The 24,249-nt window shown below is 62.4% G+C and carries 25 protein-coding genes and 2 pseudogenes; 13 read left to right on the top strand and 14 right to left on the bottom strand.

Annotation, left to right across the window (positions count from 1 at the left end):
• Positions 1-30: 30 nt before the first annotated feature.
• The 5 genes from K3724_RS03280 to uvrC form a co-directional block, all read right to left on the bottom strand.
• Positions 31-477, bottom strand: a complete 447-nt coding sequence (locus K3724_RS03280) for a molybdenum cofactor biosynthesis protein MoaE (RefSeq protein ID WP_259990037.1) — start codon at positions 475-477, stop codon at positions 31-33.
• Positions 478-481: 4 nt separating this feature from the next.
• Positions 482-727, bottom strand: a complete 246-nt coding sequence (moaD, locus tag K3724_RS03275; RefSeq protein WP_259990034.1) for a molybdopterin converting factor subunit 1 — start codon at positions 725-727, stop codon at positions 482-484.
• Complete coding sequence (pgsA, locus tag K3724_RS03270) at positions 727-1,398, bottom strand: CDP-diacylglycerol--glycerol-3-phosphate 3-phosphatidyltransferase (protein ID WP_259990032.1); 672 nt, start codon at positions 1,396-1,398, stop codon at positions 727-729. Before pgsA ends, moaD begins: the two co-directional genes overlap by 1 nt.
• Before the next feature lie 129 nt (positions 1,399-1,527).
• The gene (locus tag K3724_RS03265; RefSeq protein ID WP_259990030.1) at positions 1,528-2,139 is read right to left on the bottom strand and encodes a DUF922 domain-containing Zn-dependent protease; all 612 of its coding nucleotides are present in this window, start codon (positions 2,137-2,139) and stop codon (positions 1,528-1,530) included.
• A 72-nt stretch (positions 2,140-2,211) separates the two neighbouring features.
• On the bottom strand, positions 2,212-4,101 hold the full coding sequence (gene uvrC / locus K3724_RS03260; protein ID WP_259990028.1) for an excinuclease ABC subunit UvrC: 1,890 nt from the start codon (positions 4,099-4,101) through the stop codon (positions 2,212-2,214).
• A gap of 79 nt (positions 4,102-4,180) precedes the next feature.
• Between uvrC and K3724_RS03255 the strand changes: the two genes are divergently transcribed.
• Positions 4,181-4,354: a hypothetical protein gene (locus K3724_RS03255; protein WP_259990025.1), complete on the top strand. Its 174-nt coding sequence runs from the start codon at positions 4,181-4,183 to the stop codon at positions 4,352-4,354.
• A gap of 58 nt (positions 4,355-4,412) precedes the next feature.
• Here K3724_RS03255 and K3724_RS03250 read toward each other — a convergent pair whose 3' ends face one another.
• From K3724_RS03250 to K3724_RS03225, 6 genes are all read right to left on the bottom strand, one after another.
• Positions 4,413-5,189, bottom strand: a complete 777-nt coding sequence (locus K3724_RS03250) for an SDR family oxidoreductase (RefSeq protein ID WP_259990023.1) — start codon at positions 5,187-5,189, stop codon at positions 4,413-4,415.
• A gap of 33 nt (positions 5,190-5,222) precedes the next feature.
• A complete protein-coding gene (locus K3724_RS03245; RefSeq protein WP_259990021.1) occupies positions 5,223-6,185 on the bottom strand; it encodes a calcium/sodium antiporter in 963 nt (320 codons plus the stop codon).
• 171 nt (positions 6,186-6,356) lie between these two features.
• The gene (locus tag K3724_RS03240) at positions 6,357-7,154 is read right to left on the bottom strand and encodes a S49 family peptidase (RefSeq protein ID WP_259990020.1); all 798 of its coding nucleotides are present in this window, start codon (positions 7,152-7,154) and stop codon (positions 6,357-6,359) included.
• A gap of 243 nt (positions 7,155-7,397) precedes the next feature.
• Positions 7,398-8,159 (bottom strand): ABC transporter permease, encoded by a 762-nt coding sequence (locus K3724_RS03235; protein ID WP_129369797.1) that lies wholly within the window; start codon positions 8,157-8,159, stop codon positions 7,398-7,400.
• Entirely contained in the window at positions 8,156-9,115 is a 960-nt protein-coding gene (locus K3724_RS03230; protein WP_259990016.1) for an ABC transporter ATP-binding protein, read from the bottom strand. The genes K3724_RS03235 and K3724_RS03230 overlap by 4 nt, the downstream gene beginning before the upstream one ends.
• 112 nt (positions 9,116-9,227) lie before the next feature.
• Positions 9,228-9,767: a CoxG family protein gene (locus tag K3724_RS03225; RefSeq protein WP_259990015.1), complete on the bottom strand. Its 540-nt coding sequence runs from the start codon at positions 9,765-9,767 to the stop codon at positions 9,228-9,230.
• Between the two features lie 213 nt (positions 9,768-9,980).
• Between K3724_RS03225 and K3724_RS03220 the strand changes: the two genes are divergently transcribed.
• Positions 9,981-10,655 carry an NAD(P)-dependent oxidoreductase gene (locus tag K3724_RS03220; RefSeq protein WP_259990013.1) on the top strand — a complete coding sequence of 225 codons (675 nt, stop codon included), beginning with the start codon at positions 9,981-9,983 and terminating at the stop codon, positions 10,653-10,655.
• A 232-nt stretch (positions 10,656-10,887) separates the two neighbouring features.
• On the opposite strand, the gene pobA is transcribed toward K3724_RS03220, so the two are convergent.
• The gene (gene pobA / locus K3724_RS03215) at positions 10,888-12,069 is read right to left on the bottom strand and encodes a 4-hydroxybenzoate 3-monooxygenase (RefSeq protein ID WP_259990011.1); all 1,182 of its coding nucleotides are present in this window, start codon (positions 12,067-12,069) and stop codon (positions 10,888-10,890) included.
• Between the two features lie 103 nt (positions 12,070-12,172).
• On the opposite strand from pobA, the gene K3724_RS03210 reads away from it, so the two are divergent.
• A complete protein-coding gene (locus tag K3724_RS03210; RefSeq protein ID WP_259990009.1) occupies positions 12,173-13,033 on the top strand; it encodes a helix-turn-helix domain-containing protein in 861 nt (286 codons plus the stop codon).
• 44 nt (positions 13,034-13,077) lie between these two features.
• Positions 13,078-14,163 (top strand): CaiB/BaiF CoA-transferase family protein, encoded by a 1,086-nt coding sequence (locus K3724_RS03205; RefSeq protein ID WP_259990007.1) that lies wholly within the window; start codon positions 13,078-13,080, stop codon positions 14,161-14,163.
• Positions 14,164-14,165: 2 nt separating this feature from the next.
• On the opposite strand, the gene K3724_RS03200 is transcribed toward K3724_RS03205, so the two are convergent.
• Both K3724_RS03200 and hemE read right to left on the bottom strand, forming a co-directional pair.
• Positions 14,166-14,303 (bottom strand): hypothetical protein, encoded by a 138-nt coding sequence (locus K3724_RS03200; protein WP_164982652.1) that lies wholly within the window; start codon positions 14,301-14,303, stop codon positions 14,166-14,168.
• 115 nt (positions 14,304-14,418) lie between these two features.
• Positions 14,419-15,453: a uroporphyrinogen decarboxylase gene (gene hemE / locus K3724_RS03195; RefSeq protein WP_259990004.1), complete on the bottom strand. Its 1,035-nt coding sequence runs from the start codon at positions 15,451-15,453 to the stop codon at positions 14,419-14,421.
• A gap of 197 nt (positions 15,454-15,650) precedes the next feature.
• Between hemE and hemC the strand changes: the two genes are divergently transcribed.
• From hemC to K3724_RS03150, 9 genes and pseudogenes are all read left to right on the top strand, one after another.
• Positions 15,651-16,610, top strand: a complete 960-nt coding sequence (hemC, locus tag K3724_RS03190; protein WP_259990002.1) for a hydroxymethylbilane synthase — start codon at positions 15,651-15,653, stop codon at positions 16,608-16,610.
• Positions 16,611-17,178: 568 nt separating this feature from the next.
• Positions 17,179-17,877: pseudogene (locus tag K3724_RS23795) on the top strand (tyrosine-type recombinase/integrase); the annotation flags it as partial.
• Positions 17,878-18,063: 186 nt separating this feature from the next.
• Positions 18,064-18,278: pseudogene (locus K3724_RS03180) on the top strand (transposase zinc-binding domain-containing protein); the annotation flags it as partial.
• A 375-nt stretch (positions 18,279-18,653) separates the two neighbouring features.
• Positions 18,654-19,238, top strand: coding sequence for an ANTAR domain-containing response regulator (locus K3724_RS03175; RefSeq protein WP_259990001.1), 585 nt, complete (start codon positions 18,654-18,656; stop codon positions 19,236-19,238).
• Positions 19,239-19,251: 13 nt separating this feature from the next.
• Positions 19,252-19,659 (top strand): ABC transporter substrate-binding protein, encoded by a 408-nt coding sequence (locus K3724_RS23930; protein ID WP_409201413.1) that lies wholly within the window; start codon positions 19,252-19,254, stop codon positions 19,657-19,659.
• Positions 19,584-19,775: a hypothetical protein gene (locus tag K3724_RS03165; protein ID WP_259989997.1), complete on the top strand. Its 192-nt coding sequence runs from the start codon at positions 19,584-19,586 to the stop codon at positions 19,773-19,775. Before K3724_RS23930 ends, K3724_RS03165 begins: the two co-directional genes overlap by 76 nt.
• A 263-nt stretch (positions 19,776-20,038) precedes the next feature.
• The gene (locus K3724_RS03160) at positions 20,039-21,406 is read left to right on the top strand and encodes a CmpA/NrtA family ABC transporter substrate-binding protein (protein WP_259989995.1); all 1,368 of its coding nucleotides are present in this window, start codon (positions 20,039-20,041) and stop codon (positions 21,404-21,406) included.
• Positions 21,407-21,482: 76 nt separating this feature from the next.
• Positions 21,483-22,556 (top strand): ABC transporter permease, encoded by a 1,074-nt coding sequence (locus K3724_RS03155; RefSeq protein WP_259989993.1) that lies wholly within the window; start codon positions 21,483-21,485, stop codon positions 22,554-22,556.
• Positions 22,557-22,562: 6 nt separating this feature from the next.
• Positions 22,563-24,245 (top strand): ABC transporter ATP-binding protein, encoded by a 1,683-nt coding sequence (locus tag K3724_RS03150; protein ID WP_259989991.1) that lies wholly within the window; start codon positions 22,563-22,565, stop codon positions 24,243-24,245.
• Positions 24,246-24,249 lie beyond the last annotated feature (4 nt).

The following is a 24,249-nucleotide window of genomic DNA, read 5'->3' as shown; positions in this document are numbered from 1 at the left end:
GCGGGAGCCGCCCCCGCCCAGGTTCGCGGATCACCAGCGTTTCAGCGCATCCTCGTCGGCGTTTTTGGCCGCCACCCAGTCCGAGCCGCCGCTGGTCAGGATTTCCCTTTTCCAAAACGGCGCGCGGGACTTCAGATAGTCCATCAGGTATTCCGCCGCCTCAAACGCATCTTTGCGGTGGCGGGCGGCGGTTGCGACCATCATGATGCGCTCGCCAGGTTCAAGACGGCCATGGCGATGGATGACCAGCGCATCCGCAAGCGACCAGCGTTTCACGGCCTCGTCCGCAATAGCCGTCAGCGCCTTTTCGGTCATGCCCGGGTAATGTTCGATCTCCATTGCCTGCAACCGGCCCTGATCGGCATCGCGCACCACGCCGGTAAAGGTCACCACAGCGCCGGCACCCTCGGCGCCGGCCGCAAAGGCGTCGCTTTCGGCCCCCAGTTCAAACGGTGCTTCCTGAACCGAGATCCGCACAGCTTCAGCCCCCCGTCATCGGCGGGAAAAAAGCAACTTCGCGCACGCCAGTCAGCGGCGCATCGAAATCAGACAGCTCCTGATCCAAGGCAACACGCAAGGCAGAGAGATCGGCAAAGGCAGCGGCATAGCGGTCTTCGCGGGCGCACAGCTCCTCAACCAGATCCGCAACGGTGGCTGCCGACGTCTCCACCCGCTCGCGCGGCAGGCCGATGCGTTCGCGCACCCAGGCGAAATAGAGAATATCCATCAATTAGCCTCCTTCAGATGCGGCAGCGCCTTGCGCAAGTAATCAGCGCCAGTGATCAGGGTGAGCGCTGCCGCAATCCACAGCAGCCAGAGGCCAAGCCGCCCGGTCCAGATCACGCCGGCCTCTTTCCAGCGCAGCCCGAACAGATCTTCCAACTCGCCGGCGATGATCTGGGAGTAGATCTGATCATCCATGCCGAATGAGGACATCACCAAGTAATGTTCGAAGATGCCTTGCGAAAACAGCGTAGCGATGGCGATCATCTGCGCGGTGGTCTTCCACTTTGCCAGCTTGGTCACCTTCAGCGTGCCGGCCGTGTCGCCCAGATATTCGCGCAAGCCCGAGACAAACACCTCGCGGAACAGGATCACCGTGGCCGGCAGCACCAGCCAGGGGGTCCAGTGTTCAGCAGCATAACCCACCAGGATCATCAGCGCGATCACCACCATCGCCTTGTCGGCGATCGGGTCCAGCATCGCGCCCATCTTGGTTTCCTGCTTCCAGGCCCGTGCCAGGTAGCCGTCAAACCAATCGGTCACTGCCGCCGTGACAAACAGCAGCAGCGCAAACCAGTCCGCATAGGGACGGGAGAAATACAGAAACATCACGGCCAGGCCAGGCGCTGCGACGAGCCGCATCAGGGTGAGGATATTCGGCAGGGTCCACTTCATGCCGCGCACATTATCCGGCTGTTTCGCAAGAGGAAAGCGGGCTTGATCAAAATTCGGCGATGGCCGGGCCGGGATAGGCCGCAACAACCGGCGGCACCTGCCCTCCGACGCACGCGGGCCGTGCTCCGCTCACCCTATGGACGTGTCCAGCAGCGCGCCCTTGGTTTCGCCGTGATGGGTGGAATGGTCAAATTTGCGGTGCAGCTCGTTCAACCGGTCGCGATCGATGAAGATGTGGTTGTTGATCTCCCGCATCAGATCTTCCTTGGCCATCTTCAGCGCGTCCGCTTCGGTATCCGCCAGCCCGGTTCCCCTCAGCTTGTTCAGCTCCTTGGCGATTTTCTCGCATTCCTTCTTGGCCTTATCCACATGCTGCGCCTCATGCACCAGACAGCATGCATAGAACCGGTACCATTCAACCAGCGCCCGCGGCGACAGCCCGCTGACTGACCGTTTCGGGCAGCGGATAGACGGGTTCAGGACCAGCTTCAGCGCTGAGATTTTGGCCTTCACTTCAAACCAGCCGGTCTTCTTTTCGATCTTGGGTTTGCCGTCCGCCACATACTTGCCTTTGGCAGTCAGGCACTCCAGCTCGGTGGTGGTTAAAAACGCCACCTTCTTATTGTCATTCGGATCCTTCGGCCCCTTGCTTTTGATGCTTTTGGCTATGTCGGGCAGAGTTTTGCCGGACACGGAATAGGTGTCGTAGACAACAGATTTCATGGTCAGGGATACGGGCATAATTCCTCCGGGCAGTAAAAAGGCTGCCCTGCAGATTTAGCACGAAACCGGCCGGCCCCCAAATATCCGCACCTACCCCTGCGCGTGGAAGTGGTCGTAAATCCGCTCGGCAAGGGCTTCCGAGATCCCGTCCACCGCCCTGAGGTCGGCCAGATTGGCGCGGCTCACCGCCTTGGCACTGCCGAAATGCGCCAGCAGCGCGCGCTTGCGGGAGGCGCCGACTCCCGGCACCTCATCCAGCGGTGTCGCGCTCATCGCTTTGGCACGTTTGGCGCGGTGGGTGCCGATTGCGAACCTGTGCGCCTCGTCCCGCATCCGCTGGACAAAATACAGCACCGGGTCGTTGCGCTGCAGGGCAAAGGCCCGTTCACCGGTGCGATGGAACTCCTCCTTGCCGTGGTCGCGGTCGACGCCCTTGGCCACCCCCACCATCGGGATATCCTGCACGCCGTGTTCCGCCATGATTTCTGCCACGGCGGAAACCTGCCCGGCGCCGCCATCGATCAGCAGCAGATCCGGCCACAGGCCTTTGTCCCGGTCCGGGTCCTCCTTCAGCAGACGCGAGAAACGGCGGTTCAGCACTTCCTTCATCATGCCGAAGTCATCGCCCGGCACCAGGTCGTCGCCCTTGATGTTGAACTTTCGATAGGCGTTTTTCAGGAAACCTTCCGGCCCCATCACGATCATGCCGCCCACCGCATTGGTGCCCTGGATGTGGGAGTTGTCGTAGACCTCGATCCGCTGCGGCGGGCCGTCCAGCCCGAAGGCCTCGGCCAGCCCGCGCAGCAGCTTTGTCTGGGTCGCGCTTTCGGCCATGCGGCGGGCCAGGCTTTCACGGGCGTTGCGCACGGCAAAGGCCACCAGTTCGGTCTTCTCGCCGCGCTGAGGCACCAGCAGTTCGACCTTACGCTCTGCCTTCCCGCCCAGCGCCGCCTCCATCAGGTCGGCGTTTTCAATCGCATCCGACAGGATCAGCTGCCGCGGCGGCTCCTTGTTGCCGTAGAACTGGCCCAGGAAGGCCTCCATAACCTCAGCCGGGCTGTTGTCGGCATCGACGCGCGGGTAGAAATCCTGGTTGCCCCAGTTCTGGTTGGCGCGGATGAAAAACACCTGCACGCAGGCCTGGCCGCCGTCCATATGCAGGCCGATCACATCCGCCTCGGCGACGCCGCGCGGGTTGATGCCCTGGCTGGACTGCACCTGGGTCAGCGCCTTGATCCGGTCCCGCAGCGCCGCGGCGCGCTCGAATTCCATTGCCTCAGAGGCCGCCATCATCTGTTCCGCCAGCTCCTCCTGAATCTTGGTCGAACGGCCCGACAGGAACCGTTCAGCGTCGCGCACGCTTTCGGCATACCCCGCCTCGGAAATCAGCCCGGTGCAGGGCGCCGAGCAGCGCTTGATCTGATACTGCAGGCAGGGGCGCGTGCGGGCCTCGAACATCGAATCCGAGCAGTTGCGCAGCAGGAACGCCTTTTGCAATTGGTTCAAGGTCCGGTTTACTGCGCCCGCACTGGCAAAGGGACCGAAATAGCTGCCCTTCTGCTTGCGCGCCCCGCGATGCTTCTTAATCTGCGGAAACCCGTGATCCTTGGCGACCAGAATATTGGGGAAGCTTTTATCATCACGCAGCAGCACGTTGTACTTGGGCTTCAGCTGCTTGATCAGGTTCTGCTCCAGCAGCAGCGCCTCGGTTTCCGTCCGCGTGGTCAGAAACATCATCGAGGTTGTAAGCGCAATCATCCGCTCGATCCGCGGGCTGTTGCCGGGGCGGCTGTAGTTCGACACCCGCGCCTTGAGGTTGCGCGCCTTGCCCACGTAAAGCACCCGGCTGTCGGCATCCAGCATCCGGTAAACCCCGGGCGATGCATCCAGTGTTCTGAGGTAATCCTGGATCACGGCATAGCCGGTTCTTGGCTTTTCGGCGGGCGAATCCACGGGGGGGGCGGCAGGCTGGTCAGTCATGCGTCCAGACATATGATTCCCCGTCCTTGGCTGCAATGTTTGCCTGCCCGGATCAAGAGCAGGGAAATCCACCGAAGCTGTGGATAACTACGGAGATATCTTTGGGCTATCCCGCCTTTTCCCTTATTATTTGGTGGTTTTGGGCGAATGCTTAAAAATTAGGCAATTTGATAAGGCGCTGTTTTCAATTGAAACTTTCCGTCGCCCCTGTCAAGGTTTTGAAAACAAAGGCACTTTTGTAACGCTTCCGTGACGGCAGGTGAACCGGTGCAAAACTTTTGGGGAAAGGGACGTTTTGATCCCTGTTTGCGTCACTCCAGCCCGTCGCTGTCCGGGGTTTGCCAGCCCAGATGCTGGCCGCCATCGGTGCAGATCATCTGCCCGGTGACCGCCTTGGCCTGCAGCAAATAGGACAGGGCTGCGGTGATGTCCCCGGTATCCGCGCCCCGCTGCAGGATTGTGGCTGCGCGCTGGCAGGCAAACTGCTCCCGGCTTTGCCGCGGCCCCTGCAAGGTTGGCCCCGGTCCGATGGCATTGACCCGGATCTGCGGCGCCAGGGCCTGGGCGGCTGTTTGTGTCAGTGTCCACAGCGCAGACTTCGCCAGCGTGTAGCTCATGAATTCAGGTGTCAGTTTGCGCACTCTTTGGTCGATCATGTTGACCGCCAGCCCCCAGGCGCGCGGCTCGCCGCCCGCGTCCCGCTCCAGCGGCACCTGCTGCGCGGCCATTGCCTGCAGCAGCACGAAGGGCGCCCGCAGGTTGCTGTCCAGATGCCGGTCCCAGCTGTTCCGTGTGGCGGTGGGCAGCGTGTCATGCTCAAAAACCGAGGCATTGTTGACCAGGCAAGTGACCGGCCCGCCCAGGACCTCAGCCGCGCGGGGCAGCAAGGCCTGTGTCTGTTCTTCGTCCAAAAGATCCGCCTGCAGCACCGCCGCATCCCGCCCCAGGGCGCGGATCTGCTGCGCTGTATCCGCAGCCTCCGGAGCCGAGGACGAAAAATGGACAGCAACGTCATACCCGCGCGCGGCCAGTTCCAGCGCCATCGCCCGGCCCAGCCGCTTGCCCGCTCCGGTCACCAATGCCCGCATCTCCGCCTCCTTGCTGCCGCTGCAGTGAAAGAGTTAGAACAGCACGGCCATATAGGCCAGATAGAGCGCCGTAAGAATGACACCCCAGATGCGGGTGATGTCCTGTTTCAGGAAGACAAACGGGATCAGCAGCAGCGAGGCTGCCAGCATCACCCAAAGATCGAACCGCAGGAATTCCGGGTCCACAGTGATCGGGCCGATAAAGGTGGCGATACCGATGATGGCCAGCAGGTTGAACATGTTGGAACCGATCACATTGCCCAGCGCCACATCGGCCTGGCGGCGCATTGCTGCCATGACAGTGGTCGCCAGCTCCGGCAGCGAGGTGCCAACCGCTACCAGGGTCAGGCCGATCACGGTTTCGCTGATCCCGTAGGTGCGGGCAATGATGGTGGCATTGTCAACCAGCAGATCGGCGCCCAGCGGCAGGCCGATCAGGCCCAGCAGCAGATAGATGCAGACACGCCAATATGGCATGTCCGGATCGGCTTCCTCGATCTCTTCCAGGTCCACGTCAGCTGCACAGCTGCTGCTTTTGCCATTGCGCCGGTGATTGCGCGCTTCGCGAAAGGCTATTCCAAGCACAACAGAGAGCGCAGCCAGCAGGATCAGGCCTGACCAGACGGTGAAGGTGCCGCAAAAGGCAAGACCGATGAACAGAACCGAGGCTGCCAGCATGAAGACATAGTTTTTTCGGGTGTTGCATTCGCTGGTGTGCAAGGCCCGCATCAGCGCGGGAATGCCAAGCACCAGCAGAATGTTGGCAGTGTTGGAGCCGACCACATTGCCCATCGCAATTCCATCGGCGCCCTCATGCACCGCACTGATGGCAATCAGCAGTTCCGGCGCCGAGGTGCCAAAGGCCACGATCGTCAGGCTGACAATCAGCGCAGGCACTCCCAGCCGCAGGCTGAGGTTCACCGCCCCGCGCACCAGCGCATCGCCTGCCAGCAGCAGGATCACCAGGCCCAAAGCCGAATACAGCCATGGCATCATTTGCCACGATCTCCTTTTTTGCAGGCACAGGGGCCTTTGCCGATCCGGAAGCGGCCGCAGGAGGGGCAACGCCTGGAATTGATCTGTTTCTGGCCCGGGAAGCGCAGCTTGCCGAACATGGCAAGCACCGCCATCACCACCAGAAAAAGTGCAACAATCTTGAACAGCACGTCAGAGGCCGAAACGCGCGTATTCCGCCCGCTCCTCGATCCCGGCCAGCGCATCCTGTGCGACCTGCATGCCAAAGCGGCTGAGCAGCGGCTTCTTAAGCCCATAGCGGCGGAAGCGGACCTTGTCGCCGAAATGCTCCTGCATCTTGGGTTTCAGGTGGCCGATGCCATCGATCAGCCCCAGGTCCAAGGCCCTGCGGGCCAGCCAGATCTCGCCGGTGAACAGGTTTTCCTCGCTGTGCAGCTTGGCGCCGCGGCGGTCTGTGACATGGTCGATGAAATTGGCGTGGATGTCGTTCAGGATCACCTTCAGACGCTGCACATCCTCGGGATCTTCCGGGCGGAACGGATCCAGCATGGATTTGCTCTCGCCCGCAGTATAGACACGTCGCTCCACGCCTTGGCGGGCCAGCAGCACATGGGCGCCAAAACCCGCGGAAATCACCCCGACCGAGCCCAGCACCGAGCTGGCATCAGCCCAGATCTCATCTGCTGAGGCTGCCAGCCAATAGCCGCCCGAGGCCGCAACGTCCTCGACAAAGGCGTAGACCGGGATGTTCAGCTCTTCTGCCAGGCGTCGGATGCGGGCGCCGATCAGCGAGCTTTGCACCGGCGAGCCGCCGGGCGAGTTTATTTCCAGCGCCACCGCGGCAGGTTTGCCCTTGCGGAAAGCACGTTCCAGCACCGGCGCCAGGGCCGCATCGCTGAGCGAGCCGCGGCCGGGCATTCCGATGGCGCCATTCAGGCGCACTACTGCCACCAAGGGCTGTCTTTTCAGGAAAGGCAGGCGAAATCTCATGGCGCCGATGTAGAGAGCCGCCCGGGGTGAAACAAGGTGCGCGTCCCGGGGAATTGTGGTGAAAGGCAAAAACCGCACAGCCGCGGGCATAAATGCAACGCTGGTTTGCACCCGGCAAATACCCCAGGAGGCTCCCGCCCGTCAGGCAGGCTGCTTGCAGCAGCCACCCTCCCGTTGGGCCGGGCGCCCAACGGGCACCCGCTGCGGGCGGGAGCCTCCCCCGCACCGCATCAAGCCGCCGGATCAGGCCCGGATGCGCCAGCCTGTCTTGAAAATCCACCAGATGACGCCCATGCAGGCCAGGGTAAAGCCGCCGATAGCGCAGAGGCTCAGCAAGACCGGCACGTCCGCCTGGCCAAAGAACGCCCAGCGGAAACCCGACACCAGATAGACCACCGGGTTGAACAGGGTGATGGTCTGCCACACCGGCGGCAGCATCGAGATTGAGTAGAAAGAGCCGCCCAGGAACACCAGCGGCGTCACCACCAACAGGGGTACCAGCTGCAGCTGCTCAAAATTCCCGGCCCAGATGCCGATAATGAACCCCATCAGCGAGAAGCTGAGGCAGGTCAGCACCAGAAACGCCACCATTGCAATCGGGTGCTGGATGGAGAGATCCACAAACAACGACGCCGTGCACAGGATCACTACGCCGATGAACAGCGACTTGGTTGCCGCCGCGCCGACAAACCCCGCAACCACTTCCAGGAAATTGATCGGCGCTGACAGGATTTCGTAAATGTTGCCGATGAACTTCGGAAAATAAATCCCGAAGGACGCATTGGATATGCTCTGGGTGATTACCGACAGCATGATCAGCCCCGGAACGATAAAGGCCCCGTAGTCGATCCCGTCAACCTCCTGGATCCGGCTGCCGATGGCGCTGCCGAAGACCACAAAGTAAAGCGATGTGGACAACACCGGCGAGATGAAACTTTGCAGAAAAGTGCGCCAGAACCGCGCCATTTCCGCCTTGTAGATGGTTGCGACCGCTGTCCAGTTCATGCTGCGTCCCCCTGAACTGCGCCCGCCGAAGCGCCGTCCCCCGACACAAGCCCGACAAAGATATCTTCCAGGCTGGATTCCCGTGTCTGCACATCCGCCAACACCAGCCCGGCCTGCGCCACGTCATTCAACAATGTGGTGATGCCCGTCCGCTCGGCCCTTGTGTCATATGTATAAAGCAGCGCAGCGCCGCCATTCACCAGCTGCAATTCATGCTGCGCCAGCGCTTCCGGAATAGCGTCAACGGGCGTGGTCAGCTGCACCTCCAGCTGTTTCTGCCCCATCCGGGCCATCAGCTGTTCTTTCGCTTCGACCAGCAGCAATTCGCCGCCAGTGATCACACCGACCCGGTCCGCAATCGCTTCGGCTTCCTCGATGTAATGAGTGGTCAGGATGATGGTGACGCCGCCGGCCTTCAGCTCAGCCACGATCGCCCACATGTCCTTGCGCAGTTCCACATCCACGCCTGCGGTAGGTTCATCCAGGAACAGGATGCGCGGATCATGCGCCAGCGCCTTGGCAATCAGCACCCTGCGTTTCATGCCGCCGGACAGCTCCATGACCTTGGCGTCCCGTTTTTCCCACAGCGACAGCTTGCGCAGAATATCCTCGATCCGCGCCGGATCAGCAGGCTTACCGAACAGGCCGCGCGAAAAACTGACCGTGTCATGCACTTTGGCAAAAGGCTCCAGGGTGATTTCTTGCGGCACCAGCCCGATCAGTGCACGGGCGGCGCGGAACTCTGCCACATTGTCGAAACCGCCAACGCTGACACTGCCCGAAGTTGCGGTGGTGATGCCGCAAATGGTAGAAATCAGGGTCGTCTTGCCCGCGCCATTGGGGCCGAGCAGAGCCAGAATCTCGCCTTCTTCTATATCAAGCGAGACGCCTTTCAGCGCTTCGAAACCGCCGTCATAGACCTTGCGCAGATCGCGGATGGACAGGATGGGCGACATGGTGCCTCCGGCATGTTGTCAAATCCCGGCCACCCTAACGGCGGCGTGCCGCGTCTGCCAGCCCTCGCCTTGCAGACGCGGTTGTGCGTCTGCGCAGAGCTGATCGGCTGGCTCAGCCGCGGCCTGTTACCTTGCTGAACCAGCCCTTTTTTCCGCTGCCTTCCGGGGCTTCGCCGTCAGCCGGGGTTTCCCCGTCTCCTTCGGCCTCCTCCTGCGGTGCCAGATGGGCCTGCAGATTGGCAAAAAACTGATCCGCCATCTTTTTGGCAAAACCGTCGATGATGCGGCTGCCAAGCTGTGCCAGCTTGCCGCCGACCTTGGCTTCGACCTCATACGACAGCAGCGTGCCCGTGTCCGACGGCGCTAGCGTCACAACCGCCCCGCCCTTGGCAAAGCCGGCCGCGCCGCCCTTGCCTTCACCGGAAATGGTCAGCGTTTCATTCTCTACCAGATCCGACAGGCTGACCTGGCCTTTGAAGGTGGCTTTGACCGGGCCGACTTTCTGGGTGACTGTGGCCTCGAACCCCTCCTGCGGCGTGCCGGTGACCTCCTGTGCACCGGGCACACAGGCCTTCAGCACCTCCGGCGTCAGCAGTGCCGCATAGACGGTTGCGGGATCGGCGGCGATCTCCTTCTGGTCACTCATCTGCATGGGCTTGGCCTCCCTGGCGCATGTTTCTGGTTCCTCTCAGACCTAGCCGCACCGCAGCCCCCTGCCAAGCCGGCATTGGCCCCTGCCCCTGATCTGCACCGCTGAGGTCAGCAAAAGCGGCGTAACTGCCGCTGCGTCAATCTTTGCCATTTTATCTTTACGTCGAGATTTATACACGCTATCTCGACGCCAAGATAAGTCAAGGAGCATACAATGAAGATCATCATTTTCGGCGCCACCGGCGACGTGGGCAGTGCAGCCGTAAAGGCCGCAGCACAGCGTGGCCATCAGGTAACGGCCGTATCGCGCGCGCCTTCAGCCCTTGCCGCAATCAGCCCCTTGGTCACTCCGCTGCCGCTGGATCTGCTGGCGGATCCCCGGGCCGCGGTTAATGCCGCGAAAGGCCATGATCTGGTTATCAGCGCCCTGCGCCCGCCCGCCGGGCGTGAAGAGGATCTGATCCCGCTGACCCGCACCGCGGTGCAGGCAGCGCGCCACGCCGGCGTTCCGGCCCTGGTAACAGGCGGCGCGGCCTTGTTGAAGCTGGCGGATGGCAGCGGTCACACGGTGCTGAGCGCGCCGGGTTTCCTGCCTGAAGCCTCCCGCCTGATTGCCGAAGCCTGCGCGGCGCAAGACGCCATGCTGGAGCAGGAAACCGGGGTGGAATGGACCTGCCTGCGTCCGCCCGCGCTGCTGACAGAGGGGCCGCTGACCGGCCAATACCAGCTTGGCACTGATACGCTGCTGACAGACGCAGCTGGTGTGTCGCAGATCTCCTTTGCGGATTTCGGCGCTGCGCTGCTGGATCTGGCTGAAAACCCGCGCCCTGCCAGCAAAAGACTGACTGTCGCCTGGGGCGCTCCCGCCCCCGCCCTGGCGGCCGGCTGACGCCGGACCTTGGGCAGCGTTGGGCCGGGCAGCGTGCTGCGCACGCTGCTGCCGTGCTCCAGCGGCGTCTGCAGCTCTCAGACAGTCAGGCCAAGTTTACGCATCCACCGGGACAGCTTCCAGGCGCCGCCGGGCCCAAGGCTTTGTCTTGCATCCAGGATGCATGGCAAAGGCGCGGGAGCCTGCCGTTCCTTGCCCGGCGGATATGCTTGCCCTGAGGGAGGCTCCGCGCCTAATACGGCAATCCGACGTAATTCTCTGCCAGCGAGGCCCGCGCCGCCTCTGAAGAGAACAGATAGTCCAGATCCGCGCGCTGCAACCGCAGATCGGTCTCTGTGCCTTCCGGGAAACGATGCAGCAGGTTGGTCATCCACCAGCTGAACCGCTCCGCTTTCCAGACCCGCGCCAGTGCCTTTTCGGAATATTCGTCCAGCCTGCTGCTGTCGCCCTGCAGATAGTGGTCCAGGAAACCATGATAGAGGTAGTAGATGTCCGAGGCCGCCGAGTTCAGCCCCTTGGCGCCGGTCGGCGGCACAATATGGGCTGCGTCGCCCGCCAGGAACAGATTGCCGTACCGCATCGGCTCCGCCACGAAACTGCGCAAGGGCGCAATGGATTTCTCGATCGACGGGCCGGTTTCCAATTGCCCTGCCACCTGTTCCGGCAGGCGGCGCTTCAGCTCTGCCCAGAAGGCTGCTTCGCTCCAATCTTCAGCCCGGTCCGTTAACGGCACCTGGATGTAGTAACGGCTCAGCACCCGGCTGCGCAGCGAGCATAACGCAAACCCCCGTTCATGGCGGGCATAGATCAGTTCCTCCGCAACCGGCGGCGTTTCCGACAGAACCCCTAGCCAGCCGAAGGGATAGACCTTTTCGTATTCCTTCAGCACCTCCGCCGGAATAGATTTGCGGCTGACCCCGTGAAAGCCGTCGGCGCCAACGATAAAGTCGCAGTCTGCCCGTTGCGATGCGCCATCCTGCTCCCAGGTCACATAGGGGTGCGCTTCTGTCAGCGCATGCGGCTGCACATTCTGCACCTCATGCAGGACCTCACCACCCATCGCGTCGCGCGCCTCATACAGATCGCGGGTCACCTCGGTCTGGCCGTAGACCATTACCGTCTCGCCGCCGGTGTGTTTCGCCAGGTCGATCCGGTCCAGCCGCCCCTGATGAGCAATATGAAACCCCTCGTGGATCTCCCCTTCGCGGTCCATCCGCCCGCTGCAGCCGGCCTCGCGCATCAGATTGACAAAGCCATGTTCCAGCACCCCGGCCCGGATCCGGCCCAGCACATGCGACCGGCTGTGCTTTTCCAGAACAATTGAACTGACCCCTTGGCGATGCAACAGCTGCGACAGCAGCAGCCCCGAAGGCCCGCCGCCAATAATGACAACCTGCGTCTGATGCGTGGACATGCGCGTTCCCCGATTTTTCGACTTGTGCTTGCAGGGTGAATTATGCGCTGCGCGCACATCTTTGCGAATGGACCCACCGCGCCAGTTCTTGTACATTTTAAACATGCAGACGCAAATCTCCATCGACACCTACAACTTGTTTGGCGAGACCGCGGAACTTGCCGATATCCTGCATGTGGAGACCATCCGCAGCCGGTCCGAGCTGTATGATTGGGAGCTGAGGCCGCACCGCCATGCCCGGCTGCACCAGATACTGGTGCTGACCTGCGGTTCGGGAGAGGCGGATCTTGACGGAAACAGCCACGCCCTGTCCCCGCCCTGCCTGATAAACGTGCCCCGAGGCGTGGTGCATGGTTTCCGCTTTGGCAATGGCACCGGCGGCTGGGTGATCACACTCGCTTCGGACTTGCTGGACCAGAGCCTGGCGCCGGGCGAAGGGATGCGTGCACCGCTGGATCTGCCTGCCGTCATGCCCTTGCCCGATGGGCTGCAAAGCCTGGCTGCGCGCCTATTCCGGGAGTACGGAAACAAGGGCTTTGGCCGCGCGCAGATGCTGCGCGGACTAGCGTTGTCGGTTACCGCGCTGGCCGCCCGCGCCATCGCCGCCGCCCAGGGAGAGGATCCGCAGGCCCGGGTCAGCCCGCTGTTTGCCCGGTTCGAGGCGCTGGTAGAGCGCGACTTCCGCCTGCGGCGCCCGCTGGCGGACTACGCTTGCGCGCTGGCTGTGTCCGCGACCCACCTCAACCGTATCGCCCATCAGGCCACCGGCCAGCCGGCCTCGGCCTTGGTCCGCGCCCGTGTCCTGCGCGAGGCGCGGAGGCTGCTGATCTACACCAACCTGACTGCGGCGCAGATCGCCTATGAACTGGGCTTTACCGATCCGGCCCATTTCAGCCGGATCTTTGCCAAGGGCACCGGACTGCCGCCACGGAAGTTCCGCCAGCAGCTTGCCCAAAGCAGCTGAGCCGCCGCAGACTGATCCAGCCGGGCATCACGAAAGGGACCGAAATGCTGCAAGGGATCCGTATTCTTGAGGTCGAAGGCCTAGGCCCCGGCCCCTTTGCAGCAATGACACTGGCCGACCTCGGGGCCGAGGTGATCTGCGTCAACCGCAAGGGCGGCGCCGTCACCCCCGGAATGCCGGAACGCTCGCTGCTGGACCGGGGCAAACGATCGATTGAGCTGGACCTGAAAGAGCCCGCTGATGTCGAAACCTTTCTGGCTCTGGCCGCCGCCGCTGACGGGTTGATCGAGGGTTTCCGCCCCGGCGTGATGGAACGGCTGGGCCTTGGTCCGGAAACCTGCCACGCGGTCAATCCCGCCTTGGTCTATGGCCGCATGACCGGCTGGGGGCAGGACAGCCCGCTGGCCCATGCGGCGGGGCATGATTTGAACTATATCTCGCTGTCCGGCGCGCTTTGGTATGCCTCATGCCCCGGCGATGTGCCGCAAACACCCGCCACGCTGGTCGGCGACATCGGCGGTGGCGCGATGTATCTGGTGGCGGGAATGCTGGCAGGTATCCTCGGGGCCAAAACAACCGGCGGCGGCTGTGTGGTGGATGCCGCAATCTATGACGGCTCGGCCCATATGATGAACCTCTTGATGAGCATCCGCCAGGCCGGCCATTTCGGCGTGCAACGCGGCGCAAACCTGCTCGACGGGCCGCATTGGAGCCGCACCTATGCCTGTGCCTGCGGCGGCTATGTCTCGGTGCAATGCCTCGAGCCGAAGTTTTATGCGCTGTTTCTGGAAAAGCTGCAGCTGTCCGAGGATCCAGCGTTTCGTCAGCAGTTCAACAAAGCCCTCTGGCCCGCCCTCACAGGCCGCCTCGCCGGGATTTTTGCCAGCCAGGCGCGTGATCACTGGGCGGTGCTTTTTGAGGGAACTGACGCCTGCGTCGCCCCGGTGCTGAACCCCGAGGAAGCCCTAGCTCACCCGATGAACACCCGCGGCACATGGACTGAAGCGCAGGGCGTGCTGCAGGCTGCCCCTGCCCCGCGGTTTTCAGATCAGCCGGAATGGACCCCGCCGGAAATCCCCGCACGCGGACAGCATACGGACGAGATCCTGGCGGAATTGGGCCTCAAATAGGCTCAGTCTTCTTTCTTGGGTTTCTCGGCTGCCGCTTTCATACGCTTCAGCAGCTCGGTTTTGTCCGACTGCTTGCCAAAGGGGTTCTTCTTGGTTCCCTTGGCATTATGTTCGGCGTGACGAGGTTTATTCTTGCCCATTTTGGGTGCTCCAGATTTACCGTAATCCACCGTTATGTCCTTATTCGCGGCGCGTGCTGCTGCGCTGATGCCCGAAACCGCCGCCCGGCACAAGGCCGGGCCGCAGCTGAACCGCTCAGCCGCCGCGGACCGTGTCGATCATCAGCTGCACATTGTCCGGGTCCGCATCGGGCGTGATGCCATGGCCCAGATTGAAAATATGCGGGCCGTTCCTGAAGGCATCAACAATGCGGCGGGTTTCATCCACCAGGTCCTGCCCGCCGGTCACCATGTGGCGGGACGCCAGATTGCCCTGCACGCAGCCGTCCGCCTGCACATGGGCCGCAGCCCAGGCCGGATCCACCGAATTGTCCAGCGCCACACAATCAATTCCGGTGGCCTTGGCAAAGCCCGCATATTTGTCGCCCGCTTCCCGCGGGAAGCCGATCACCGGAATGCCCGGATGCCGTTCCTTCAGCGCCGCGGTGATCTGGCGGCAGGGTTCCAGAGCATACTTTTGGAACGCTTCGCCCTTCAGCGACCCGGCCCAGCTGTCAAAGATCTTGACCACTTCGGCACCCGCTTCGATCTGCTTGGACAGATAGTCAATGGTGGCTTCGGTGATCCGCGCCAGCAGCGCCTCGAACAGCGCGGTGTTTTCCTCGCGCAGGGCATGGGCCGGTCCTTGGTCCGGGGTGCCGCGGCCCGCGATCATATAGGTCGCAACGGTCCAGGGCGCGCCGGCAAAACCGATCAGCGTCGTCTCGGACGGCAATTCGCAGGACAGGATGCGGACGGTCTCGTAAATCGGGTTCAGTGTTTCGTGAATGTCTGCAGCCGGGCCAAGCTTGGCAAAATCTGCGTCAGAAGTGATGGTCGACAGCCGCGGGCCTTCGCCGGTCACGAACCACAGGTCCGCCCCCAGCGCCTGCGGGATCAGCAGGATATCGGCAAACAGGATCGCCGCATCAAAGCCATAGCGGCGGATCGGCTGCAGGGTCACTTCGGCGGCCAATTCAGGATTGTAGCAAAGCGACAGGAAATCCCCGGCCTCGGCCCGCGTCGCGCGGTATTCCGGCAGATAGCGGCCCGCCTGACGCATCATCCAGATCGGCGGCACATCCTGTTTCTCACCCGCCAATGCGCGCAGCAGCTTCTTTTGTCCACCCATGGTCATCCTCGCTATCAATCGCCCGTATACATCGCCCTCTGAGGTCACGCCTGCGCCGCGGAATGTCAAGAGCAGGGGCGATGTGCCGCGCCCTGCCCCCAAGCGCCTTGTCCTATATCAAAGCTGCCTCCCCGGGCATGTGAGAGAGGCAAAAACCGGTTTCCTCCGGGGCGCAAACTGATTTAAGGCTTCTTCTTATGACACTGACCCTGCCCACCCCCGCTTCGCCCCTGAAAATCGGCACCCGCGGATCGCCGCTGGCGCTGGCCCAGGCCCATGAGACCCGCAGCCGCCTGGCCGCCGCCTTCGGCTTGCCGCAGGAGGCGTTCGAGATCGTGGTGATCAAGACCACCGGCGACAATCAGGCACTGATCGCAGCGGACAAGCCGCTGAAAGAGCTGGGCGGCAAAGGGCTGTTCACCAAGGAGATCGAAGAGGATCTTCTGTCCGGTGCCATCGACATCGCGGTGCATTCGATGAAGGACATGCCGGTGCTGCAGCCGGAGGGGCTGGCGCTGGACACCTATCTGCCGCGCGAGGACGTGCGCGATGCATTCATTTCCCCGTCTCTCAAATCGCTTCATGTCCTGGCCGAGGGCGCGGTGGTCGGCACGTCGTCCTTGCGCCGCCGCGCGCAGCTCTTGAACCGCCGTCCCGATCTGAACGTGGTAGAGTTCCGCGGCAACGTGCAGACCCGGCTGCGCAAACTGTCCGAGGGTGTCGCGGAATGCACCTTCCTGGCGATGGCCGGCCTCAACCGGCTGGCGATGGCGGATGTGCCTGCCACAGCGATCGAAACAAACGACATGCTGCCCGCAGTGGCGCAAGGCGCCATCGGCATTGAACGGCGCGCGGATGACAGCCGCGCCGCCGAGATGCTCTCAGCAATTCATGACGGCGAAACCGGCCAGCGCCTGGCAGCCGAACGCGCCTTTCTGGCGGCGCTTGACGGCTCCTGCGAGACTCCGATTGCGGGCCTTGCCGAACTCAACGGCCCCACCCTGCGCCTGCGCGGCGAAGTGCTGCGCCCGGATGGTTCCGAAGCGATCAACGATGATCAGACCTGCCCGGTGGAAGACGGTGCGGAATTGGGTCGGGAAATGGCGGCAAAGCTACTGGAGAAAGCCGGTAAGGGGTTCTTTGACTGGAAGGCCTGAAGCGAGGCTCTGCCTCGCGCTCCGGGATATTTGAGGCCAGAAGAATAAAGGATCCTCTCTTCATCTGGCTGAAAATATCTACAGTGTTGCCTCGGTCACCATCTGGCCGCAACGATAGCATGGGCAGTGAGCGTTCCGATATTTGAGGTCTGCACGCTCTTGGCCCATGTGATTTCAACAGAGCAGCCGTCCGTCGCTTACGCGGCGAATTCGGTCAGGGAGCCCATTGCGGACGTGCTGAGTTCTCGCTGCGCGCGCTCGCAGCGTGCCTACCCGCCGCACTGCCGAAAATCACCCGCTGCACAGCAAGAGGAAATGCAGTCATTCAGGCAAGGTGCAGCAATTCCGAAGCGCTGAATTTACCCAACCCGGTACAATCCTGACGTTCTCTGTACATGCAGACAGGCAACCCGCCCAAGTCTGCTTTAGGCACCGGGCACTAAATCGCTCCGCGATATGGGCGCCTGTGGCTGGCGTTGCGGGAAACCGGGATTTGCTTCGCGGATTTCGATGACGGGTGGGTGCTGTTGGCCGAGGTGATTTTGCCTCGGTTGACAGAGGGTTTCCCATGACCCTTCAGCAGTCCACACCGAGGGCACCCCCTCGCGTCCGGATGATTACCGGTATGCCGGCGCGCAATCTGGGACCAGCGTCTCAAACCAGCCACTTGCGGGACTTCCAGCGGCATCTGATGGAAAGCGGCACCAGCATCTGCACCCGCAACCAGACCATGACCGGGGTGAAGTTTTTGTTCCGGGTCACGCTGCGGCGGCATGACCTGGCGGCCGAAGTGTTCCACCTCAAGAAGCCCGTGAAGGTTCCCGTTGTGCTGAGCCGCAACGAGGTCAGTCGCATCCTCACCATGGCCCCCTGTTTTAAGGCGCGTGTGATGCTATCGCTGGCCTATGGCTGCGGTATGCGCGCGGGCGAGGTCGTCCGGCTGAAGGTTGGCGATATCGTGCCGGAGGCGCGTCTTCGACACGACGGCGCCCAAAACATCATCCGCATCGTGCAATCTAAGGGCCGCAAGGATCGCAACGTGATGCTGCCCGCCGGCATTCTGGGATTATTGCGGGACTGGTGGAAAGAACGTCCCACCGGTCAGGACACTGGCGTGCCCGGGCCTGATCAGGTCATTTTCCCCGGCTATGGCGGCAAGCACCTGTCTGCCCGTCAGAACTCGCGTTTGTTCAAGCAGGCGGCGCGGGCCGCGGGGATTACCAAGCCGGTGACGCTGCGCACGTCGTGTCAAAGACGCGCCTCTGGCACGCTGCGCCATTCTTTCGCAACACATCTGCTGGAGCGCGGCGTGGACATCCGGGTCATCTACTGCCCGGCAGACGATTGCCCAGCAATCGATGAGAGGGCGCAGATCTCGGAGGTTGAGAGCCCGCTCGATGATTCGGCACAGGCCAAGCGGAAGAAGAGTAAGAAAGGCGCATCATCGACCGCGTTGCCTCTGCCAAAGCTGGAGGTCGCGGATACCTTCCGCGCCAGTGGTGCTGCGTACCGGGCAGCAAACAGGGGCCGCATCAGCCTCGGCCAATTGAAGGTGATGAGCGCCATCGAGCGCTGCCGCACGGCGGCGCTCGGCGGCCATGCCGCGCGATGTGATGACTGCGGGATGAATACATTGCCTGCAACTCTCGCCGGAACAGGCACTGTCCCAACTGGACGGGCTGGCCCGGCCGCTCGTCGCCGGGAAGCTGCACGTCTTCGGCGGTCATGCCGGGCTTGCGGATCGCGCGGCCTTCGACGCGTTCCTGCAACCGCTGCGCCGAAACGACTGGGTCGTGTATGCCAAGGACCCCTTCATCGGACCCAGGTCCGTGCTGGCATAGCGTCCGAGGAACCTGCACATATCACCCTTTGCGAACTTCAAGCAGCCTCCCCTAGTCCGACGTTTGGCTGCCGCCAGTTTCTTTCTACCAAGCCAAAGGTTCAGGCTGTTCGCTTAAAATTTCGGCGTAAGCACGTTATCTGAAAATCGCGCCGCATCTGTGACCTTTACAGACATCTTCCGCCCTTTTCATGCTCTGCCGCATGCCCGACGCCCTGTCCATTGTTGTTGTAGAAACAGACCGCGAACGCGCCTTCATGATTGTGGGCGGGCTGCGGGAAGCCGGGGATTTCGACATTCAGGTCATATCGGAACCTTCAGGCCTGGCGCGCCGGATACAGGTGCGTGACCCGGATGTTGTCCTCATCGATATTGCAAATCCCTCGCGCGGCGTGCTGGAGGAACTGACGCTTGCATCCGGCCCCAAGGAACGTCCGGTGGCCATGTTTGTCGATCGCAGCGAAGACGGGTTGTCTGCTGCCGCGGTGGAGGCCGGTGTTTCGGCTTATGTAGTCGACGGGCTGCAGCCCGCCCGGCTGAAGCCGGTTCTGGACGCCGCGATCGCCCGGTTCCGGCTGTTTCAGCGGATGCGCACCGAGCTTGCCGAAGTCAAGCGCGCCCTGGAAGAGCGCAAGGTCATCGACCGCGCCAAAGGCATCGTCATGAAGGCCCGCGGCATCAGCGAAGATGAAGCCTATGCGCTGCTGCGCAAGACCGCGATGAACCAGAACAAGCGCGTCGCAGACGTGGCGCAGGCGCTGGTCACCGCAGCAGGGCTGCTGGCATGAGCACGACACGGGAATCCCTGCCGGCTATGTCCCGCTGACCGATGCGGCGCCGCTGATTGCCGCGCAGGAATTGGGCGTTGCCGCCGAACAACAACTGACGCTGGAGCTGCACCGCGCGCCTTCCTGGCCGCGCGGCGGTATCTCGATCTGCCCGCCGAAATCTTCGATCGCGCGCTGTCGGGAAAATTCACGGTCACACCTCAGGGCCCGCAGCGCGAAGCGCCCGGTTTCATCGGCTTTCATGACGACGCAGCAGCCTTCCCCTGGCGGAGCCAGGTGCAATGGATTGCCTTACAGCCCGCACAGCGGAACGGCCTGGGCCGCGAGACGGCACTTGCAAAGGCCATGCAAGTACTTCGCAGCGATCTGTACTGCAACGCCCTGCGCGGGACCGGCGCCGGCTTGCCCGGCGTCCCTTTGACACTGGAAGGTGCAATCAGCGCCCTGCTGCTGGCAGCGGGAGAATCGGCAGCGGTCAGCCTGTTGCAGAACCGGTTCTTCGATGGCCGCGTTTTTGACCCCCAGGCCGCGGACTGATGAAAAAGCAGGCAGCTTTCCGGATCATCATGCTGCAACGCAGAATTTCTTGCTGCATGAGCAAAGAAGTCTTTGCCGCCTTGCTCCTCCTCCGGCAGCCTGAGGTCAGACAGGCAACGGTGCCTGACTGAGAATTTTCCCGAAGACCGGGTTTCACTGAGCAAAGCCGCTCGACCCACCGCCACTCCTCCCGGCGGTGCGTGTCAGCGGCTTTTTCTATTCGGCCTTCGGGCCGGACACAGCAAACAAAGGAAACCGACCCGATGAAGAAACTGATCCTCGCCTTGACGGCCACAACCGCGCTGACCGGGCCGGCTCTGGCTGACATGCCCGACCTGGAAAAAGACGTTCTGACCTTCGGTTTCATCAAGCTCACCGACATGGCGCCGCTGGCGGTAGCCTATGAGCAGGGGTTCTTCGATGATGAGGGGCTGTTTGTGACCCTCGAAGCGCAGGCGAACTGGAAGGTGCTGCTGGACGGGGTGATAGATGGCACCCTGGACGGCGCCCATATGCTGGCAGGCCAGCCGCTGGCCGCGACCATCGGTTATGGCACCAAAGCCCGCATCGTGGCCCCGTTCTCGATGGATCTGAACGGCAACGGCATCACCCTGTCCAACGAGGTCTGGGAGATGATGAAGCCGAACCTCCCGGCAGACGCCGGCGGCCGGATCGCGCATCCGATTTCCGCCGCCTATCTGAAGCCGGTGATCGAGGATTTCAACGCCAAGGGCAAGCCGTTCAACATGGGCATGGTGTTCCCGGTCTCCACCCATAACTATGAACTGCGCTACTGGCTGGCGGCTGGCGGTATAAACCCCGGCTACTACTCGCCCGACAACGTGACCGGCCAGATCGGCGCCGAGGCGTTCCTGTCGGTGACACCGCCGCCGCAGATGCCTGCGACATTGGAGGCGGGCACCATCTCCGGCTACTGCGTGGGGGAGCCGTGGAACCAGCAGGCTGTGTTCAAGGGCATCGGCGTACCGGTCATCACCGATTACGAGATCTGGAAAAACAACCCGGAAAAGGTGTTCGGGATCACTGCAGAGTTTGCCGAGGAAAACCCCAACACCACCCGCGCCGTAGTCAAGGCGCTGATCCGCGCGGCCCAGTGGCTGGATGAAAACGATAACGCCAACCGTGCGGAAGCGGTCGAGATCCTGTCGCGCCCGGATTACGTCGGTGCCGACCCGGAGGTGATCGCCAATTCGATGACCGGCACGTTTGAATACGAACCGGGTGACACGCGCGCGGTGCCGGATTTCAACGTGTTTTTCCGCTACAACGCCACCTATCCGTTCTATTCGGACGCGGTCTGGTACCTGACCCAGATGCGCCGCTGGGGCCAGATCGCCGAGCCCAAACCCGACAGCTGGTATGATGAAGTCGCGCGCTCGGTCTACAAGCCCGGGATCTACCTGGAAGCGGCAAAAATGCTGGTGGATGACGGGCTTGCCGATGCTGCGGACTTCCCCTGGGACAGTGACGGATACAAGGCCCCGACCCCGGCAGAGGACATCATCGACGGCATCCCCTTTGATGGCAAAACCCCCAACGCCTACATCGACAGCCTGCCGATCGGCCTGAAGGCCGGCCAGACCGTCGCCGGCGGCGCCGTTCAAGGCTGAGCCCGGACGGGTGCGCGGCGCGGCAAGCCAAGGCCGCCGCCGCCCTGCCGCAGTATTCCTCGAAAAGGATCCCACCATGACCACCATCGACCCCGACACGCTCAGCTCCGAGGCCCGCCGCGCGCGGCTGTTTACCCGGATCAACAAGCTGGACGCCTGGTTTCAGGTTTTTGGCCTGGCCTGGATCACCCCGGTTCTGAAAGCCGCTGCAGGAGACAACCCCAAGGCGCAGATGAAGGAAATCTGGCGCCTGCTGGCGGTTCCCGTCATCGCGATTGCGGCCTTTCTCCTGCTCTGGGCCGCGATGGCCCCCAAAGTACAAACTTCGCTGGGGGCGGTCCCCGGCCCTGCCGCTGTCTGGACTGAAGCCGTGAACCTGCACAGGGATGCGCAGGCCAAAGACGCCAAGAAACTGGCCCACTACAAGAAGGTGGAGGCCCGCAATCAGCGTTTCATCGACCGCGGCCAGCCGGAGCGGGTCAAGGATATCCCCTATACCGGCGCGCCGTCCTACTATCAGCAGATCTGGACCTCGATCCAGACCGTGTTCTTCGGCTTTCTGATCGCCTCTGCTGTGGCGATTCCACTGGGAATCCTGGCTGGTCTGTCGCCGGTGGCCAATTCGGCCATCAACCCCTTGGTGCAGGTCTTCAAGCCGGTATCGCCTTTGGCCTGGCTGCCGATCGTCACCATGATCGTCTCGGCGCTGTACGCCACCAACGACGGGCTGTTTGCCAAGTCGTTCCTGGTCTCCGCCATCACCGTGACGCTGTGTTCGCTGTGGCCAACACTGATCAATACCGCGCTGGGAGTGGCCTCCATCGACAAAGACTTGGTGAATGTCTCCAAGGTTCTGAAAATGAACACCTGGACCAAGATCACCAAGCTGGTGCTGCCCTCGGCCCTGCCGCTGATCTTCACCGGCCTGCGGCTGTCGCTGGGGGTCGGCTGGATGGTGCTGATCGCGGCCGAAATGCTGGCGCAGAACCCCGGGCTTGGCAAATTCGTCTGGGACGAATTCCAGAACGGCTCCTCGCAGTCGCTGGCCAAGATCATCGTCGCAGTGCTGACTATCGGCATCATCGGCTTCCTGCTGGACCGGGTGATGTACGCGCTGCAGTCGCTCTTTACCTTTTCGAACAACAGGTGATCCGCCATGAGCGTTCTTGAGTTCAAAAATGTCTCCAAAAGCTTTGGTGAAGGCACCGCCCGCACCGATGTCCTGAACAATATCGGCCTGGAGGTTGAGGAGGGCGAGTTTCTTGTCCTGCTGGGCTTCTCCGGTACTGGCAAGACCACGCTGATCAACCTGATGGCGGGGCTGGAAACGCCGTCGCAGGGCACTGTCACCTTCAGGGGCAAATGCATCTCCGGACCCGGACCCGAACGCGGCGTGATCTTCCAGAACTATTCGCTGATGCCCTGGCTGACGGTGACCGGCAATGTCGCGCTTGCGGTCGACACGGTCTTTCCCGGTATGGCAAGGGCGGAAAAACAGGCCAAGGTGGACCACTACGTGAAAATGGTCGGCCTGGGCCACGCTGCAAACCGCCGCCCGGCGGAACTGTCGGGGGGGATGCGCCAGCGGGTCAATGTGGCGCGGGCGCTGGCAATGGACCCTGAGGTGCTGCTGCTGGATGAGCCGCTGTCAGCCCTGGATGCGCTGACCCGCGCAAACCTGGCGGATGAGATCGAGATGATCTGGCAGGCGGACAAAAAAACCTGCGTGCTGATCACCAATGACGTGGACGAAGCCATCCTGCTGGCCGACCGCATCATCGCGCTGAACCCCGACGGCACGCTGGGGGCAGCGTTCAAGGTTTCCATTCCGCGCCCGCGCGAGCGATCCGCCATGAACAGCGACGAGACCTTCAAGCGCCTGCGGAGGGAAGTGACCTCCTGCCTGATGGATGCAGGGATCGAGGCCAAAATCAAAAGCACCAGAACCCTGCCGGATGTCATTCCGGTCCACGGGCTGCCTGCGGCAGTGGCCGAGGCCTCTAAGTCGCTGACCAAAGTACGCTTTCTGGAATTCTCGCAGTTGCACAAGATCTACCCCACGCCAAAGGGGCCGCTGACCGTGGTCGAGGATTTCAACATCAAGATCAACAAGGGCGAATTCATCTCGCTGATCGGCCATTCGGGCTGCGGCAAGTCCACGGTTCTGACCATGGCGGCGGGACTCAATCCGATTTCCAAGGGCGCGATCAAGCTCGACCGCAAACACGTCGAAGGCGCCAACCCGGAGCGCGCCGTGGTGTTCCAGTCGCCAAACCTGTTCCCCTGGCTGACCGCGCGGGAGAACTGCGCCATCGGGGTCGACAAGGTCTATCCCAAGGCCAGCCAGGCGGAGCGGCAGGACGTGGTGGAATACTATCTGGAGCGCGTCGGCCTGGGTGATGCGATGGACAAGCCCGCAAACGCCATGTCGAACGGCATGCAGCAGCGGGTCGGCATCGCCCGCGCCTTTGCGCTGTCGCCCAAGCTGCTGCTGCTCGATGAACCCTTCGGCATGCTCGACAGCCTGACCCGCTGGGAGCTGCAAGAGGTGCTGATGGAGGTGTGGTCCCGCACCAAGGTCACCGCGATCTGCGTCACCCACGACGTGGACGAGGCGATCCTGCTCGCCGACCGGGTGGTGATGATGACCAACGGACCCCAGGCCACCATCGGCAAGATCACCGACGTCGGCCTGCCCCGCCCCCGCACCCGCAAGGCGCTGCTGGAGCACCCGGATTATTACACCTACCGGCAGGAGGTGCTCGATTTCCTGGAAGACTACGAGCACGGGACGAAACCCAAGCCCAAGGCAGCCGCAAACCAGATTGCAGCGGAGTAAGGAC

Source organism: Leisingera sp. M658 (assembly GCF_025144145.1).
In the GTDB taxonomy this organism is placed as follows: domain Bacteria; phylum Pseudomonadota; class Alphaproteobacteria; order Rhodobacterales; family Rhodobacteraceae; genus Leisingera.
This window is presented reverse-complemented; position numbering and strand designations above follow the sequence as displayed.

Bases quoted from the DNA above. Each gene is read 5' to 3' on its own strand.
- K3724_RS03175 (WP_259990001.1), top strand. From the start codon at position 18,654: ATGCCCGACGCCCTGTCCATTGTTGTTGTAGAAACAGACCGCGAACGC.
- K3724_RS03150 (WP_259989991.1), top strand. From the start codon at position 22,563: ATGAGCGTTCTTGAGTTCAAAAATGTCTCCAAAAGCTTTGGTGAAGGC.
- K3724_RS03165 (WP_259989997.1), top strand. From the start codon at position 19,584: ATGCAAGTACTTCGCAGCGATCTGTACTGCAACGCCCTGCGCGGGACC.
- K3724_RS03245 (WP_259990021.1), bottom strand. From the start codon at position 6,185: ATGATGCCATGGCTGTATTCGGCTTTGGGCCTGGTGATCCTGCTGCTG.
- K3724_RS03225 (WP_259990015.1), bottom strand. From the start codon at position 9,767: ATGCAGATGAGTGACCAGAAGGAGATCGCCGCCGATCCCGCAACCGTC.
- pobA (WP_259990011.1), bottom strand. From the start codon at position 12,069: ATGTCCACGCATCAGACGCAGGTTGTCATTATTGGCGGCGGGCCTTCG.
- K3724_RS03265 (WP_259990030.1), bottom strand. From the start codon at position 2,139: ATGCCCGTATCCCTGACCATGAAATCTGTTGTCTACGACACCTATTCC.
- hemE (WP_259990004.1), bottom strand. From the start codon at position 15,453: ATGGGTGGACAAAAGAAGCTGCTGCGCGCATTGGCGGGTGAGAAACAG.
- K3724_RS03160 (WP_259989995.1), top strand. From the start codon at position 20,039: ATGAAGAAACTGATCCTCGCCTTGACGGCCACAACCGCGCTGACCGGG.
- hemC (WP_259990002.1), top strand. From the start codon at position 15,651: ATGACACTGACCCTGCCCACCCCCGCTTCGCCCCTGAAAATCGGCACC.
- K3724_RS03200 (WP_164982652.1), bottom strand. From the start codon at position 14,303: ATGGGCAAGAATAAACCTCGTCACGCCGAACATAATGCCAAGGGAACC.
- K3724_RS03235 (WP_129369797.1), bottom strand. From the start codon at position 8,159: ATGAACTGGACAGCGGTCGCAACCATCTACAAGGCGGAAATGGCGCGG.
- K3724_RS03220 (WP_259990013.1), top strand. From the start codon at position 9,981: ATGAAGATCATCATTTTCGGCGCCACCGGCGACGTGGGCAGTGCAGCC.
- pgsA (WP_259990032.1), bottom strand. From the start codon at position 1,398: ATGAAGTGGACCCTGCCGAATATCCTCACCCTGATGCGGCTCGTCGCA.
- uvrC (WP_259990028.1), bottom strand. From the start codon at position 4,101: ATGACTGACCAGCCTGCCGCCCCCCCCGTGGATTCGCCCGCCGAAAAG.
- K3724_RS03155 (WP_259989993.1), top strand. From the start codon at position 21,483: ATGACCACCATCGACCCCGACACGCTCAGCTCCGAGGCCCGCCGCGCG.
- K3724_RS03205 (WP_259990007.1), top strand. From the start codon at position 13,078: ATGCTGCAAGGGATCCGTATTCTTGAGGTCGAAGGCCTAGGCCCCGGC.
- K3724_RS03230 (WP_259990016.1), bottom strand. From the start codon at position 9,115: ATGTCGCCCATCCTGTCCATCCGCGATCTGCGCAAGGTCTATGACGGC.
- K3724_RS03240 (WP_259990020.1), bottom strand. From the start codon at position 7,154: ATGAGATTTCGCCTGCCTTTCCTGAAAAGACAGCCCTTGGTGGCAGTA.
- K3724_RS03250 (WP_259990023.1), bottom strand. From the start codon at position 5,189: ATGCGGGCATTGGTGACCGGAGCGGGCAAGCGGCTGGGCCGGGCGATG.
- moaD (WP_259990034.1), bottom strand. From the start codon at position 727: ATGGATATTCTCTATTTCGCCTGGGTGCGCGAACGCATCGGCCTGCCG.
- K3724_RS03210 (WP_259990009.1), top strand. From the start codon at position 12,173: ATGCAGACGCAAATCTCCATCGACACCTACAACTTGTTTGGCGAGACC.